Here is a 15,138-nt window from a genome sequence, read left to right on the forward strand (position 1 = left end):
GTCCCAAGATTAGCCTTGAATCTCCCCCCGGTTTCCTGTATAAAAATGGGCTGGCTCATTAATTCGCATCCGTGGCCCGATTGCTGCTAAATCAGCGTTGTTTGCGGCAAGAGCGAGATTAATGATGTAAAGCTGTCGTCAGTTCATCGGAGGGGTCGTGCAGGTTTGCCTGCTTGCCAGTGGCAGTAAGGGAAATGCCATTTTTATCGCTGCCGGCGCCAGCAAGATCCTTGTCGATTGCGGGCTCTCTGCGACTGAAGTTCTGAATCGCCTTGCAGCAATAGGGGTAGAAGGTGGCGATCTTGACGCCATCCTGGTAAGTCATGAGCACACTGACCATACCAGAGGTGCCGGAACTCTCGCTCGCAAGCTGAAGATCCCCCTGTTAGTCAGTTATCCAACCTGCCGGGAAATCCACTCCTCTTTACGGAAGACCGAAGTCATCGAGTTCGAAGCGGGTTATCAGTTCACGTTCAGGGATATCCTCATTGATCCGTTTCCCATTACCCACGACGCCTGCGACCCGGTCGGCTTTCTCATCGAAGCTGCTGCCGGAAGGGTAGGTGTGGCCACCGATCTGGGCATCGCGACACGCCTCGTGAAAGACAAGCTTCAGGGGTGCCGGGCGTTGGTTATCGAATCGAATCATGACGAGGAGATGCTTCTCAATGGTCCCTATCCATGGCATCTCAAGCAGCGCATCAAGTCGCGGCATGGACATCTTTCCAACAATGATTCGTCCGAACTTCTCGGTGATCTGCTCCATCCCCGACTGGAAGCGGTATTTCTTGCCCATCTTTCCGAAGTTAATAATGATCCGTCCGTGGCACTCGACGTGGCAACGAAGCTGATAGGCTCACAAAATCTCTGTGCTCCCCGACTCGTCGTGGGAGAACAGTCCCGTCCCAGTGAAATCTGGGCGGCATGACGCTATTTAAAACAGCACAAGGAGAGGAACCGTGATAGAACGCTACAGCCGTCCCGAAATGACCCGCATCTGGGAAGCCCAGAACCGCTATCAGAAATGGCTGGATGTTGAGATCTACGCCTGCGAGGCACATGTCGAACTGGGAAACATTCCGGCTGACGCGCTGGAGAGAATCAAGTCCAAGGCGAGCTTCGATGTACCCCGCATCGACGAGATCGAAAAAACCGTCAAGCACGACGTCATCGCGTTCCTCACGTCGGTGGCCGACTACATCGGCGACGATTCCCGCTTCGTCCACCTGGGGCTTACCTCCTCGGACGTGCTCGACACTTCCTTTGCCATGCTTCTCCAGGAGGCGAGCGACCTCATCATCGACGACATCCGCCGGCTCATGGAAACAATCAAAAAGCGCGCCTTCGAGCACAGGAATACCCCGATGATCGGCCGCTCCCATGGCATCCATGCCGAACCGGTCACCTTCGGAATCAAGATGGCCCTCTGGTACGACGAAATGCGGCGCAACCTCCGGCGGATGGAGGCTGCCCGGGAGACGGTCTCCTACGGCAAAATTTCCGGCGCGGTCGGCACCTTCGCCAATATCGACCCCCGCGTAGAGGAATACGTTTGCGCCCGGGCTGGACTCAAGCCGGCTCCCTGTTCGACCCAGGTGATCCAGCGTGACCGCCACGCCGAGTTCTTCTCCACCCTGGCCATCATCGCTTCTTCCATTGAGAAATTTGCCGTGGAGATCCGCCATCTGCAGCGGACCGAGGTGCTGGAGGCGGAAGAATTCTTCAGCAAGGGACAAAAGGGGTCTTCCGCCATGCCCCACAAGCGCAACCCGGTCCTCTCCGAGAACCTGACCGGTCTTGCCCGCCTCATACGGGGCTATGCGGTGTCTGCCTTTGAGAACGTCCCCCTCTGGCATGAACGCGACATCTCCCACTCCTCGGTGGAGCGGATCATCGGTCCCGATGCAACCATCCTCATCGATTTCATGCTCAACCGTACCATCGGCCTCATCGGCAACCTGGTGGTCTATCCCGACAACATGCTGAAGAACCTCAATCTCATGGGGGGACTTTTCAATTCCCAGCGGGTCCTGCTCAAGCTGGCGGCAGCCGGCGCTTCGCGGGAGCGGGCCTACGAACTGGTCCAGCGCAACGCCATGAAGGTCTGGGAGCAGAAGAAGGACCTTCAGGAAGAGCTTCTCAACGACCCGGACGTACGGGGATTCCTCTCCGAGTCGGACATCCGCGAGTCCTTCGACCTTGGCTACCATCTCAAGCATGTGGATACCATTTTCATGAGGGTGTTTGGTGAATAGAATTCTCGACTTCTATCGACTGCAAGAGTCCGACGGGCTGTACCTTTACTGGCTCAAGGAAATCCTCGTAGCGGCTGTCATCTTCACGCTTTTCTACGGCCTGTCCTGTCTTGTCCGGTTTTTTCTGGCTTCGGTGGCGCCTCGGCTGACCGCTGCGACCAAAACAGACCTGGACGACCGGATTTTGGAGCGGATCAGTCCGCCACTGACCCTCTTCGTGGTCTGTACCGGTGCCTACTATGCCGTACACTACCTGCAACTCCCGGCAAAGGTGCAGATAATCTCCTCCGGCACCATATTCGTAATCAATGTCATCATCTTCACCAATATCGCCTATCGCGTCATCGATGAAATCATGAACTGGTACGCCGCCACCCTTGCGGAAAAGGGGAGAGAGGGACTGGACCGACAGCTTATCCCCCTTGCGGAAAAAGTCATTGTCATCTTTCTCGTCGGCACGGCTCTCATCATCACCCTCAAACACTTCAATTACGATATCCTCTCCCTTGTGACCGCACTCGGCATCGGCTCGCTGGCCATCGGAATGGCGGCCAAGGACACGCTTGCCCATGTGATTTCCGGATTTACCCTGATGATCGACCGCCCGTTCCGGATCGGGGACCGTATCCAGCTTTCCGGCGGCCAGATGGGTGATGTTGCGGACATCGGACTGCGGAGCACCAAGATCAGGACCCTCGACAATACGCTGCTCATCATCCCCAACTCGGACCTCTGCAACACCATTCTGCTCAACCAGGCATTTCCCGACATCCGCGCCAAGGGGCGGGTGTCGCTCGGCGTCTCCTACGGCAGCGATGTGGAGCAGGTAAAGCAGCTTCTCGTGGGAATTGCCCTCGATGTTTCGGACGTCCTCCGTGATCCGGCCCCGGAGGCATTTTTCGTCTCCTTCGGCGACAGTGCCCTCAATATGGCGCTCTTTTTCTGGGTCGACGATTACGGCAAGCTCTTTGCCACCTCCGACAAGATCAACTCGCTCATACTGCAACGTTTCCGCGACAGGGGGATCGTCATACCGTTCCCGACGCGGACGGTCCATATGGAAAAGGGAGAATAATGGCCAGACGAATAGAAATAGCCCTCAGGGAGCAGGTCCGTGACCCCCGCGGCGAGCGGATCAAGCGGGAAATAGAGCATTTTCTGCACCTGCCGGTGGAACGGGTGCGCACCATCGATGTCTATACGGTGGATGCCGAACTGGGAGACGCCGAGCTGCAGCAGGCGGCCGCAGGTCCTTTTTGCGACCAGGTCATTCAGGAGTGGCATCTCGACACCCCCGCAGCCGCAGGCTTCGATTATCTGGTGGAGGTCGGTTTGCGCCCCGGCGTCACCGACAACGTTGGAAGAACCGCACGGGAGGCGGTTGAATACCTGACAGGCAGGCCGTTCCGGGAAGGGGAAGGGGTTTACACCTCGGTGCAGTACCTCCTGAGCGGAAAGCTTACCCTTGCCGACGTGGAGCGTATCGCCACGGGACTCCTCTGCAATACCCTCATCCAGCGCTACACCATCCTCGATGCGGCAACTTTTACCGCTCAGAACGGCGTATCCGTCTTCGTCCCGAAAGTACTGGGGGAAATAAAGACCGTGGTCAGAGAAGTCGACCTCGAGGTTTCCGATCAGGAACTCATGCGGATCAGCAAAGACGGTGTCCTTGCCCTGACCCTGGAGGAGATGCAGATCATCCAGGCCCATTTCCGCGACCCGCAAGTTCGGGAGGCACGGCAGACGATGGGGCTCGGCCCGCGGCCGACCGATGTGGAACTGGAGGCGCTGGCCCAGACCTGGTCGGAGCACTGCAAACACAAGATTTTCGCTGGCACTGTCCAGTATGAAGACGAAAAAGGGAGCCGCCAGGAGATCAAATCCCTCTTCAAGTCGTTCATCCAGCGTACGACGAAGGATGTGCGGGAGAAACTGGGTGACAGGGACTTCTGCCTTTCGGTCTTCAAGGACAACGCGGGTGTCATCCGCTTCAACGACGACTGGTCGCTGGTGTTCAAGGTGGAAACCCATAACTCGCCATCGGCCCTGGACCCCTACGGCGGTGCGTTGACCGGCATCGTCGGCGTCAACCGTGACCCGTTCGGTACCGGCCAGGGGGCGAAGCTTATTTTCAACACCGATGTCTTCTGTTTTGCCGACCCGTTCTACGACAAGCCGCTGCCGTCCCGCCTGCTGCATCCCCGGCGCATTTACGAAGGGGTTGTGGAAGGAGTGGAGCATGGCGGCAACAAGAGCGGTATCCCGACGGTCAATGGCTCGCTGGTCTTCGACGAGCGCTTCGCCGGCAAGCCCCTCGTCTTCTGCGGGACGGCCGGGATCATGCCGGCCACCATCAACGGCAAACCGAGTCACGAGAAAGAGATCGAACCGGGGGACCTGATCGTCATGGCAGGCGGCAGGATCGGCAAGGACGGCATCCACGGCGCCACCTTTTCCTCCGAGGAATTGAACGAGAACTCTCCCGTATCCGCCGTGCAGATCGGCGACCCCATAACCCAGAAGCGGATGTTCGACTTTCTTATCCGGGCGCGGGACAAAGGGCTGTACAATTTCATCACCGACAACGGGGCCGGCGGTCTCTCTTCGTCTATCGGGGAGATGTCGGGAGAGTGCGGCGGCTGCCGGATGGATCTGGCCAAGGCCCCCCTCAAGTATGCCGGTCTCAACCCATGGGAAATCCTCATCTCCGAGGCCCAGGAACGGATGAGCCTCGCCGTGCCGCCGGCAAAGATCGGCGAGTTCACGGAGATGGCGAAGCGGTTCGGCGTGGAGGTATCGGTGCTCGGCGAATTCACCGACTCGGGGTATTTCCATATCCTCCATGGCGAGCGAACCGTCGCCTATCTGCCGGTGGCTTTCATGCACGAGGGGCTTCCCCCCATGCAGCTCCCCGCCAAATGGACTCCTCCCCGGCACGAGGAAGCACCTATCGAGGTGCAGTCGGATTACACCTCCGACCTCAAGAAACTTCTCGGTGCCCTCAACATCTGCTCGAAAGAGTCGGTGGTGCGACGCTACGACCACGAGGTGCAAGGGGGGAGCGTGGTCAAGCCGTTCACCGGCGTGGCCAATGACGGCCCCTCCGATGCCGCGGTGGTCCGGCCGGTTCTCGATTCTTTCGAGGGGGTGGTGGTCGCCCACGGGATATGTCCCCGCTACAGCGACATCGACACCTACCACATGACCGCCAATGCCATCGATGAGGCCCTGCGTAACTATGTGGCGGTGGGAGGGGCTCTCGATATGGTGGCCGGCCTCGACAACTTCTGCTGGTGCGACCCCGTCCTGTCGGAAAAGACCCCCGACGGTGATTACAAGATGGCACAGCTGGTGCGTTCAAACCAGGCGCTCTACGACGTCTGCATGGCCTATAACCTGCCGCTCATTTCCGGCAAGGACTCCATGAAGAACGACTTCTACGATGGGACGGTAAAGATATCCATTCCACCCACGCTGCTCTTTTCGGTCATCGGCCGGATTGAGGATGCCCGCAAGTCGGTAACCATGGACGTCAAGCGTCCCGGCGATATCGTCTACCTGCTCGGCAAGACGGGGGACGAACTGGGGGCTTCGGAATACCTCGCCCTCAGGGGTTTCGTCGGCAACCGGGTGCCACAGGTCGATACGATCAAAGCCTACAAACGCTACCATGCTTACCACGAAGCGGTCATGACCGGTCTGGTGGCATCCTGTCATGACCTTTCCGACGGCGGCCTGGCAGTGGCTGCTGCGGAGTCTGCCTTTGCCGGTGGCTATGGCATGGACCTCGCCCTTTCCCAGGTACTCTGGAAGGGTGGCGATACGGGGCGAAACGACGTGGCACTTCTCTTCGCCGAATCGGCCTCCCGCCACCTGGTCACCGTCCGTCCCGAGAATCGTGGCGCATTCGAGGCGACCATGGGGGGTAACTGCTTCGCCGCGATCGGTGTCGTTACCGCCGACCCTGTTCTAACCATAACCGGTATCGACGGCGGCACCGTGATCAGGGCAGGTCTCGCGGATCTCAAGGAAGCATGGCAAAGGAAGCTTCAGGACCTGTAATAATCCTTTGTGGTTCAGGGATTTAACTAGTGGAGTATTTATGGCGAAAACGAGAGCGATAGTGATAACCGGCAACGGAACCAACTGCGAGGTGGAGGCGGCGCACGCCTGCCGGCTCGGGGGGTTCGACGAGGCGGTCATCGCCCACATATCCGACCTTCTCTCCGGTGACCTGCGGCTAGATGACTTCCATTTTCTCAACCTGACCGGCGGGTTCCTCGACGGTGACGACCTGGGGAGTGCCAAGGCTCAGGCCAACCGCTTCAAGTATGCCCGGGTGGACGACCTGAGCGAACACCTCATCGACCAGCTGCTCCGCTTCATACAGGCGGGGAAGCCGATCCTTGGCGTTTGCAACGGCTTCCAGCTCATGGTGAAAATGGGGCTTCTTCCGGCATTTGATGGCAACCATCTGCAGCAGGTGGCGACCCTCACGTTCAATGACTGCGGCCGGTTCCAGGACCGTTGGGTGTACCTGAAAAACAACCTGGCATCCCCCAGCATTTTCACCCGCAACATCGACCGGGGAATATATCTCCCGATCCGGCACGGCGAGGGAAAATTCGTCGCTGCGTCCGCCGAGGTGATGGCGCGTATCGAGGCGAACAACCTGGCTGTTTTCAAGTATTCCGGCCCGGACTATGGGGAACCGACCATGTCATTTCCGGAGAATCCCAACGGCTCCGAGCATGCTATCGCGGCCATCTGTGATGAAAGCGGCCTCCTTATGGGGCTCATGCCCCATCCCGAAGCGTTCGTGCACCGGACCAACCACCCCCGCTGGACCAGGGAAGAGCTTCCCGAGGAAGGGGACGGCCTGATCCTGTTCCGGAATGCGGCGGAGTATGTGCGCAGTAACCTGATATAATCTGGGGTTTTTGCAAGAAGCGTATCTGGCACTGCAGAAGGAGTCAGATTTGGTTTCTTTCCTCGAACAACACGGAGTGAGCAATGAAACTGTACCGTCCCGAAGAGGAATGTGGAATTTTCGGTATCTTCGGCCATCCTGAAGCGGCCAATCTGACCTACCTCGGGCTTTATGCGCTTCAGCACCGCGGCCAGGAGTCCTGCGGCATCGTTTCGTCCGATGGAGCCAGTCTCCATGCCCACAAGGGGATGGGGCTGGTTGCCGACGTGTTCGGCAACCAGGAGATATTCAAGCAGCTCCCCGGTGAGGGGGCGATCGGGCATGTCCGCTACTCCACAACCGGTTCGTCGGTGATCAAGAACGTTCAGCCGATCATGGTCGATTATTCCCGGGGTTCCATTGCCGTTGCCCACAACGGCAACATTGTCAACGCGCAGATCATCAAGGACGAACTGGAGGCGTGGGGGTCGATCTTCCAGACCACCATGGATACGGAGATCATTGTCCATCTCCTTGCCACTTCCAAGACCAGTTCGCTCCTGGAGCGGATCGCCGACTCATTACAGCGGATCAAGGGAGCCTACTGTCTCCTCTTCCAGACGGAAACCCGCATGATCGCGGCGCGCGACCCCCACGGCTACCGCCCCCTCTGTCTGGGTAAGCTGGGTAACGCCTACGTGGTTGCCTCCGAAAGCTGTGCCCTCGACCTGATCGAGGCTGAATTCATCCGGGAGATCGAACCGGGTGAAATTATCGAGATCACGAAAAATGGCATGACCTCCCATTTCCCCTTCAAAAAGGTCGATCCTGCCCCCTGTATCTTCGAATTCGTCTACTTTGCCCGCCCCGATTCCACCATTTTTGGCAAGAATGTCTATCTGGTCCGCAAGGAGCTGGGACGCCAACTGGCCCGGGAATTCCGTATTGAGGCGGATATGGTCATCCCGGTTCCCGATTCCGGCGTGCCGGCGGCCATGGGGTACGCGGAAGAGTCGGGCATTCCTTTCGAACTCGGGCTCATCCGTAACCATTACGTGGGACGTACGTTCATCGAGCCCCAGCAGGCAATCCGCCATTTCGGCGTCAAGATAAAGCTCAACCCGGTACGGGAACTCATCCGGGGGAAACGGGTGATCGTCATCGACGATTCCATCGTGCGGGGCACCACGTCGCGCAAGATCGTCAAGATGGTTCGCAATGCGGGGGCCAGCGAAGTGCACGTCCTGATATCCTCGCCCCCCACCAGTTACCCCTGTTACTACGGTATCGACACTCCCAACCGGAAGGAACTGATCTCCTCGTCCCACACTGTTGACGAGATCAGGAGATACATCACTGCCGATTCCCTCGGGTATCTGACGCCGGCAGGGCTGGCTCAGGCGGTCGGAACGGAGAATACCAGTTACTGCCGCGCCTGCTTTACCGGCGATTATCCCATAAAATTCCCGCAGCTTCGGCCCGAGCCGCAGCTGGGACTATTTGAAAAGGAGTTATGAGATGACGGAACGGGAAAAACTCAAGAGCATCATCAAGGAACTGTCCTACGAGAAGCGGAAGGTGACGCTGGCATCGGGGCGGGAGAGCGATTTCTACTTTGACGGTAAACAGACCACCCTCCATGCCGAGGGGGGATTTCTGGTCGGCAGGCTGTTCTACGAGGCGTTAAAAGATGTGGATGGCGTGCAGGCGGTAGGTGGCATCACCATGGGTGCCGACCCCATCGCCACTGCCACCTCCATCGCCGCGCTCCTGGACAAGAAACCGCTCCATGCCTTCATAATCCGCAAGGAGCCCAAGGGGCACGGTACCGGCCAGTGGCTCGAAGGACGCAAGAATCTCCCCAAGGGGACGAAAGTAGTGATCGTTGAAGACGTGGTCACCACCGGCGGCTCTTCCATGAAGGCGGTGCGCAGGGCCGAAGAGGAAGGGCTTACCGTTCTCGGTATCGTTACGCTGGTGGACCGGGAAGAGGGTGGACGGGAGAACATCGAGAAGGAAGGCTACTGGCTGAAGGCGCTCTTCACCAAGAGTGAGGTCCTTGCGTAATAAGGTTGAGAATAGATACAGGTATAGTAGAGGCGACCAACGTGGTCGCCTCTTTTTATGGTACTAACACAGTATGGATACAGCAATTGACAATATATTAGTGAGTTATGGTCTACTTCTTCAGGAGGTAGATGAATGGTTCGGACGCTGTCATAATGCCCATCCTGAGGCCATTGTCTGCCGTCGTGGCTGTGCAGAATGCTGCCGGTCTCTGTTCGACATCACGCTGCTTGATGCCTGTTATCTTAAAAAGGGGTTCGATGGACTTCCCTCTACCGTCCGGAAAACTACGCTGATCAAGGCGCGGAAGCAACTGCACCGTCTGCGGGCTATCTGGCCGGATCTGGACTCCCCGTACATTCTCAATTACCGGCATGAGGAGGAGTGGCACGAACTCATGCCCGACGACGACGAGACCCCCTGTCTCCTCCTCGGTGCCGACGGGCGTTGCCTGGTGTACGACCACCGGCCCATGACCTGCCGTCTCCACGGCATCCCGCTGTTGGACAGTTCCGGCGAAGTGATGCATGACGAGTGGTGTACCCTGAATTTTGCCGGGCTCGATCCTCTGTCGATGCCGGAACTGCAGTGGGAATTCCGACGTCATTTCGAGGCGGAACTTTCCCTGTTTCGGGTATTTACCGATAAACTGCTGGGGAAGAGGGTGAGCGAACTGGACACCTTCATCCCGTTGGCGCTGCTGCAGGATTTCACGGGATTCGACTGGCGCGGATGGTGGACGAGGGGGAACAGATAAAGGCTACTGTCTCTTCCTCAACCTTTAAACTGCCGGATTTTCCAGGCTGGTAGTTGATGCTGGGGCGGGCGGGGTGATGACGACCCGCCGTCCTTCGACGGAGAGACGCCCTTCCGCATAAAGCTGGATGGCGCGCGGGTAGATGCGGTGTTCTTCAACTTGAATACGGGCGGAGAGGCTTTCTTCCGTATCGTCATCATGAACAGGAACGGCAGCCTGGATGACGATGGGGCCGGTGTCGGTGCCGGCGTCCACGAAATGCACGGTGCAGCCCGATAACCGAGCGCCGTGATCAAGGGCCTGGCGCTGGGCGTGCAGGCCGGGAAAGGCGGGGAGAATGGCGGGGTGTATGTTCATGATGGCCAGGGGAAAGGCGTCGATGAGCACCGGTGTTATGATTCGCATGAAGCCGGCAAGAATGACCAGTTCGACGCCATAATGCTGAAGTGTTTCCACAAGGGCAGCGTCATAGGCGGAACGGCCGGCGAACAGCCGGTGATCGATGTGCAGGGCGGGGATAGCATGCTGGCGGGCCCGCTCCAGTCCGAAGGCTCCCGCGTTGTTGCTGATGACGCAGGCGATATCGGCGGTCAGGTTCCCGTCATCGATCCGGTCGATGATCGACTGCAGGTTCGAGCCACTTCCGGAAACCAGCACGCCAAGTTTAACACGTCGTCCCATACCGTTCCCGCCTATACCATCTCGACACATTCTTTGCCCGGTTCGCATTTCGCCACTTCACCGATGACAACGGCGTGCTCGTTGAGGCCGGAGAGTCGGATCAGGACCTCTTCGGCGTCATTCTCCGGAACTGCCAGGACCATTCCGATACCGCAGTTAAAGGTGCGGAGCAGTTCGTCGTCGTCGATGTTTCCCCCTTCCTGGAGGAGTTGGAAGAGGGCCGGCACCTGCCAGCTGTTCCTATGGAGCAGCGCCTTGCAACCATGGGGAAGGACGCGGGGGATGTTTTCCAGCAAGCCACCGCCGGTGATATGGGCGATGCCGTTGATCTGGAAGTCCCGGAGCAGGTTGAGGATGCTCTTAACGTAGATGCGGGTGGGGGTGAGGAGTTCGTCCGCCACGCTCCTGCCGAGACCGGGGAGTTGGTCGTTTATGCCGAGTCCCATACGGTCGAAGATGACCTTACGTGCCAGGGAGTAACCGTTGCTGTGCAGGCCGCTGGACGCGAGACCGATGAGTCGGTTACCGACGGTGATGCTGGAACCGTCGATGAGGTTTTCACGTTCCACGACTCCTACCGTGAACCCGGCCATGTCATACTCGCCGTCGGCGTAAAACCCCGGCATCTCCGCGGTTTCCCCGCCGATCAGGGCGCAGCCTGCCTGCACGCATCCCTCGGCGATACCCTTGATAATGGCTGCCCCCTTTTCCGGGTCCAGTTTCCCCGTGGCAAGATAATCGAGGAAAAAGAGCGGTTCTGCCCCCTGGACGATGATGTCGTTCACGCACATGGCCACCAGGTCGATTCCCACGGTATCATGACGGTCAGCCATGAAAGCGAGCTTGAGCTTGGTGCCGACACCGTCGGTGCCGGAGACGAGAACGGGATTCTTGTATTTGCCGGAATTGAGGGAAAAGAGACCGCCGAAGCCGCCGATATCCGCGAGGACCTCGGGGCGGGTGGTCGCTTTTACCAGGGGTTTGATCATTTTGACAAAGGTATTGCCGGCGTCGATGTCTACACCGGCGTCTTTATAGGTTGTTTTCGTGGTGCTCACGATGGTTCCTCCGCTAAAGTAAAGTTAGTTTATTACCCCAACGACGGGGAAAAGTCAAACCGATTCTCGGCGCGAAAAAAGAGTTTACAAACCTGCCGGCGTTTGCTTATGATGCGTGGAAATGAGCGACGGACCGCACGATATCACCATCTGTCCGATGCAGGAGCAGGACCTTCCCGAGGTCCTGGCTATCGAAGACGTCTCGTACCCCCGCCCCTGGAGCAGAACCCATTTCCTGGACGAGCTTGCGTCACCCTATGCATTCCCCCTGGCCGCCTTCGACCATGACGGTCGCCTGGTCGGCTACATCTGCCCCATGCTGCTTCTGGACGAGGGTCACATCTATAATGTGGCCGTTCACCCCGACTGCCGCGGCCAGGGGATAGGTGAACTCCTGGTTAAGCGGGTGCTCGGAGACTGCCGGTTGGGAGGTGCGGAAATTGTCACCCTGGAAGTGCGCACCTCCAATGCTGCCGCGCGTTCCCTTTACCACCGGCTCGGTTTTACGGAGACCGGCCTGCGCAAGCGCTACTACGAAAATGGCGAAGACGCGATCCTGATGGAATACCGCTTCGACAATGAGGACAGGGTATGAATTTTAAAGCGACGGTCATTACCAACGTTGAGGTTTCGCCCGGTTACTTCCGGCTGCGCCTGACAGCCCCGCAGTTTTTCGTGACGGCGTCAACCCCCGGCCAGTTCGTCATGGTGCGGGTGAGCGCCTCCATTGATCCCCTGTTGCGCCGCCCCTTCGGCATCTTTGACGTAGGTGTCATGGCTACCGAGTATCCCGACGTCCAGCAGCCGTTCCTGGATATCCTTTACCGGGTGGTGGGGAAGGGGACTGCAATGCTGGCAGGGTTCCACCACGGCGATCAGCTTGAGGTGCTCGGCCCCCTTGGCAAGGGGTTCGGGGCAGGTGATGCGGCGGAAGACAAGATATTGGTCGGGGGCGGTGTAGGTCTTGCTCCCCTCTACTATCTGGCTAGGGAACTGGTGAAAGAATCCCGCGTGCATCTGTTTGCCGGAGGGCGGGGACGGGACGACGTCCTTTGCATCACCGAATTCGAGCGACTGGGGGTGGAGACCTACGTTTCCACCGACGACGGTACCCTGGGGGAACGGGGTCTGGTGACCGAAGTACTGGAGCGATACCTGGGCAACGGTACCAGCGCAAAAACCATTTACGCCTGCGGACCATTTCCCATGCTTCGGGCGGTGGCGGAGATAGCCGGCAGGACCGGAATCTCTTGCCAGGTTTCCCTGGAAGCCTACATGGCCTGCGGGGTTGGTGCTTGCCTCGGCTGCGTGGTGAAAGGACGCAACCACGCCGAAGTGACCCCCGATTACCGCTGCGTCTGCAAGGATGGACCGGTGTTCGACTACACGGAACTCTCATGGGAACAGCGTCTGTAGGACGAGGATTCAGCAAGGAGCTGCGATGAACACGCCCGATCTGTCAGTTGAAATAGCCGGTATCAAACTCAGGAACCCGGTGATGACCGCCTCCGGTACGTTCGGCTACGGTGCCGAATTCGCCCGTTACATGGACCTGGAAAGTATCGGGGCCATTATCACCAAAGGTCTTTCACTACGACCCAAGGCGGGGAACGCGACGCCGCGCATCGTGGAGACACCGGGGGGAATGCTCAACGCCATCGGCCTTCAGAACGTTGGGATCGACGCCTTCATCGCCGACAAGGTGCCGTTCCTGCGCACCATATCCACCCCGGTCATCGTCAACGTCTATGGCAACACCCTGGAGGAGTATGGCGAACTGGCGGGACGGCTCGACCGGATTCCCGAAGTCGCTGGTCTGGAGGTAAACATCTCCTGTCCCAACGTGAAGCAGGGGGGGATTGTGTTCGGTACCGACCCGGCAGCCGCCTACGAGGTGGTGAAAATGGTTCGGGACGCAACCATCAAGCCGGTCATCGTCAAGCTCTCCCCCAACGTCACCGACGTGGTGGTCATGGCCAACGCCTGCGCCGATGCGGGGGCAGACGCCCTTTCCCTCATCAATACCCTCACCGGCATGGCCATCGATCTTGCCAAACGGAAGCCGGTCCTCGCCAACATCACCGGCGGCCTGTCGGGTCCGGCCATCAAGCCGGTGGCACTCCGCATGGTCTGGCAGGTGGCACGGGCGGTGCAACTCCCTATCATTGGCATCGGTGGCATCATGTCCGCCACCGACGCTCTGGAGTTCATGCTGGCTGGAGCGACCGCCGTCCAGGTGGGTACCGCCAATTTCCTCGATCCGACCGCGGCCCAGACCATAGCCCGGGATATGGAGCGCTATTTGGTTGAGCAGGGGATCGCTGATGTCAAGGAGCTGATCGGCGCCCTCCGGTCCTGAGATAATGGAAGCCTGGCAAAAACAGCTGGCGGCCGCCATCACCGAGCCGGGTGAGATTGCCGAACGGTTCGGTGTGGACGTGGAACCGCTGCGGGGAGTGGTCGCCCGCTATCCCCTCCGGATCACCCCCCATTACTTCTCCCTCATCGAGGCGCCTGGCGACCCAATCTGGCGTCAGTGCATCCCCGACCCACGGGAACTACACGATGACCTGCAGGATCCCGACCCGCTCAACGAAGAATCCCTGAGCCCGGTTCCCGGTCTTATCCACCGTTACCCCGACCGGGTGGTACTCCTGGTTTCCAATGCCTGCGCTATGTACTGCCGCTTCTGCATGCGCAAGCGCCAGGTCGGCTGCGGTTCCCAGAAGATTGACCTTTCTGCAGCCCTTGACTATATTGCCGAAACTCCTGCCATCCGGGACGTCATCCTGTCGGGAGGGGATCCGTTTCTGCTCCCCGACGATGAGCTGGCCGACCTGCTGGCCCGGCTGCGTTCACTGTCCAACGTGGAGATGATCCGGATCGGCAGCCGGGTACCGGTGACTCTTCCGTCGCGCATCACACCCAGGCTCTGCCGTCTCCTCAAGCGCTTCCACCCTCTCTACCTCAATACCCACTTCAACCATCCCCGCGAGCTCACACCCCAGTCGACGATCGCCTGTAGGAGGCTGGCCGATGCCGGCATTCCCCTGGGGAACCAGACGGTGCTGCTCCAGGGGGTCAATGACGAACCGGGCGTAATGAAAAAGCTCATGCAGGGGCTTCTTGCCATGCGGGTGCGCCCTTACTACATTCATCAGCTCGATCTCGTGCGGGGAACCGGTCATTTCCGTACCAGCGTGCGACGGGGTCTTGAGGTGATGGAAGGTCTGCGGGGACACACATCGGGGTTGGCAACCCCCTATTACGTCATCGATCTGCCGGGGGGGAAGGGGAAGGTTCCCCTTGTTCCCGACAATGGGGAATGGAGGGGGAACAGATTGCTGCTGCGGAACTACCAGGGTGAGATTATTGAATATGAGGATACGGATTCAGGCAGATAGCTTT

At 58.8% G+C, this 15,138-nt stretch carries 14 protein-coding genes; 12 read left to right on the forward strand and 2 right to left on the reverse strand.

Features of this window, described 5'->3' with window-relative positions; all coding sequences use genetic code 11:
* Positions 1 to 157 precede the first annotated feature (157 nt).
* From LDN04_RS12190 to LDN04_RS12225, 8 genes are all read left to right on the forward strand, one after another.
* Positions 158 to 928 carry an MBL fold metallo-hydrolase gene (locus LDN04_RS12190; RefSeq protein WP_223910836.1) on the forward strand — a complete coding sequence of 257 codons (771 nt, stop codon included), beginning with the start codon at positions 158 to 160 and terminating at the stop codon, positions 926 to 928.
* 31 nt (positions 929 to 959) lie between these two features.
* On the forward strand, positions 960 to 2,255 hold the full coding sequence (purB, locus tag LDN04_RS12195; protein ID WP_223910839.1) for an adenylosuccinate lyase: 1,296 nt from the start codon (positions 960 to 962) through the stop codon (positions 2,253 to 2,255).
* Entirely contained in the window at positions 2,248 to 3,330 is a 1,083-nt protein-coding gene (locus LDN04_RS12200; protein ID WP_223910842.1) for a mechanosensitive ion channel family protein, read from the forward strand. The genes purB and LDN04_RS12200 overlap by 8 nt, the downstream gene beginning before the upstream one ends.
* Positions 3,330 to 6,320, forward strand: a complete 2,991-nt coding sequence (locus LDN04_RS12205) for a phosphoribosylformylglycinamidine synthase subunit PurS (RefSeq protein WP_223910845.1) — start codon at positions 3,330 to 3,332, stop codon at positions 6,318 to 6,320. The genes LDN04_RS12200 and LDN04_RS12205 overlap by 1 nt, the downstream gene beginning before the upstream one ends.
* Positions 6,321 to 6,360: 40 nt before the next feature.
* Positions 6,361 to 7,188 (forward strand): phosphoribosylformylglycinamidine synthase subunit PurQ, encoded by an 828-nt coding sequence (locus LDN04_RS12210; protein ID WP_223910848.1) that lies wholly within the window; start codon positions 6,361 to 6,363, stop codon positions 7,186 to 7,188.
* Between the two features lie 83 nt (positions 7,189 to 7,271).
* Positions 7,272 to 8,684 (forward strand): amidophosphoribosyltransferase, encoded by a 1,413-nt coding sequence (gene purF, locus LDN04_RS12215; RefSeq protein ID WP_223910851.1) that lies wholly within the window; start codon positions 7,272 to 7,274, stop codon positions 8,682 to 8,684.
* 1 nt (position 8,685) lies between these two features.
* Positions 8,686 to 9,234: an orotate phosphoribosyltransferase gene (gene pyrE, locus LDN04_RS12220; RefSeq protein WP_223910854.1), complete on the forward strand. Its 549-nt coding sequence runs from the start codon at positions 8,686 to 8,688 to the stop codon at positions 9,232 to 9,234.
* A 73-nt stretch (positions 9,235 to 9,307) separates the two neighbouring features.
* Positions 9,308 to 9,991 carry a YkgJ family cysteine cluster protein gene (locus LDN04_RS12225; RefSeq protein WP_223910857.1) on the forward strand — a complete coding sequence of 228 codons (684 nt, stop codon included), beginning with the start codon at positions 9,308 to 9,310 and terminating at the stop codon, positions 9,989 to 9,991.
* A 24-nt stretch (positions 9,992 to 10,015) separates the two neighbouring features.
* Here the strand turns inward: LDN04_RS12225 and purN are convergent, their stop codons facing one another.
* Both purN and purM read right to left on the reverse strand, forming a co-directional pair.
* A complete protein-coding gene (purN, locus tag LDN04_RS12230) occupies positions 10,016 to 10,672 on the reverse strand; it encodes a phosphoribosylglycinamide formyltransferase (protein ID WP_223910860.1) in 657 nt (218 codons plus the stop codon).
* Positions 10,673 to 10,683: 11 nt separating this feature from the next.
* A complete protein-coding gene (purM, locus tag LDN04_RS12235; RefSeq protein WP_223910863.1) occupies positions 10,684 to 11,730 on the reverse strand; it encodes a phosphoribosylformylglycinamidine cyclo-ligase in 1,047 nt (348 codons plus the stop codon).
* 121 nt (positions 11,731 to 11,851) lie between these two features.
* On the opposite strand from purM, the gene rimI reads away from it, so the two are divergent.
* From rimI to LDN04_RS12255, 4 genes are read left to right on the forward strand one after another with little or no spacing between them, the layout of a single operon-like run.
* A complete protein-coding gene (rimI, locus tag LDN04_RS12240) occupies positions 11,852 to 12,325 on the forward strand; it encodes a ribosomal protein S18-alanine N-acetyltransferase (protein ID WP_223910866.1) in 474 nt (157 codons plus the stop codon).
* Positions 12,322 to 13,146 carry a dihydroorotate dehydrogenase electron transfer subunit gene (locus LDN04_RS12245; protein ID WP_223910869.1) on the forward strand — a complete coding sequence of 275 codons (825 nt, stop codon included), beginning with the start codon at positions 12,322 to 12,324 and terminating at the stop codon, positions 13,144 to 13,146. Before rimI ends, LDN04_RS12245 begins: the two co-directional genes overlap by 4 nt.
* A gap of 25 nt (positions 13,147 to 13,171) precedes the next feature.
* On the forward strand, positions 13,172 to 14,089 hold the full coding sequence (locus tag LDN04_RS12250) for a dihydroorotate dehydrogenase (RefSeq protein ID WP_223910872.1): 918 nt from the start codon (positions 13,172 to 13,174) through the stop codon (positions 14,087 to 14,089).
* 4 nt (positions 14,090 to 14,093) lie between these two features.
* The gene (locus LDN04_RS12255; protein WP_223910875.1) at positions 14,094 to 15,134 is read left to right on the forward strand and encodes a KamA family radical SAM protein; all 1,041 of its coding nucleotides are present in this window, start codon (positions 14,094 to 14,096) and stop codon (positions 15,132 to 15,134) included.
* Positions 15,135 to 15,138 lie beyond the last annotated feature (4 nt).

It is taken from the genome of Geobacter sp. AOG1, from assembly GCF_019972315.1.
Lineage (GTDB): Bacteria > Desulfobacterota > Desulfuromonadia > Geobacterales > Geobacteraceae > Geomobilimonas.

What these genes read in the sequence shown, in the direction of transcription:
- rimI (WP_223910866.1), top strand. Translation starts at nt 11,852, where the DNA reads ATGAGCGACGGACCGCACGATATCACCATCTGTCCGATGCAGGAGCAG.
- pyrE (WP_223910854.1), top strand. Translation starts at nt 8,686, where the DNA reads ATGACGGAACGGGAAAAACTCAAGAGCATCATCAAGGAACTGTCCTAC.
- purF (WP_223910851.1), top strand. Translation starts at nt 7,272, where the DNA reads ATGAAACTGTACCGTCCCGAAGAGGAATGTGGAATTTTCGGTATCTTC.
- LDN04_RS12205 (WP_223910845.1), top strand. Translation starts at nt 3,330, where the DNA reads ATGGCCAGACGAATAGAAATAGCCCTCAGGGAGCAGGTCCGTGACCCC.
- LDN04_RS12245 (WP_223910869.1), top strand. Translation starts at nt 12,322, where the DNA reads ATGAATTTTAAAGCGACGGTCATTACCAACGTTGAGGTTTCGCCCGGT.
- LDN04_RS12210 (WP_223910848.1), top strand. Translation starts at nt 6,361, where the DNA reads ATGGCGAAAACGAGAGCGATAGTGATAACCGGCAACGGAACCAACTGC.
- LDN04_RS12225 (WP_223910857.1), top strand. Translation starts at nt 9,308, where the DNA reads ATGGATACAGCAATTGACAATATATTAGTGAGTTATGGTCTACTTCTT.
- purN (WP_223910860.1), bottom strand. Translation starts at nt 10,672, where the DNA reads ATGGGACGACGTGTTAAACTTGGCGTGCTGGTTTCCGGAAGTGGCTCG.
- LDN04_RS12255 (WP_223910875.1), top strand. Translation starts at nt 14,094, where the DNA reads ATGGAAGCCTGGCAAAAACAGCTGGCGGCCGCCATCACCGAGCCGGGT.
- LDN04_RS12250 (WP_223910872.1), top strand. Translation starts at nt 13,172, where the DNA reads ATGAACACGCCCGATCTGTCAGTTGAAATAGCCGGTATCAAACTCAGG.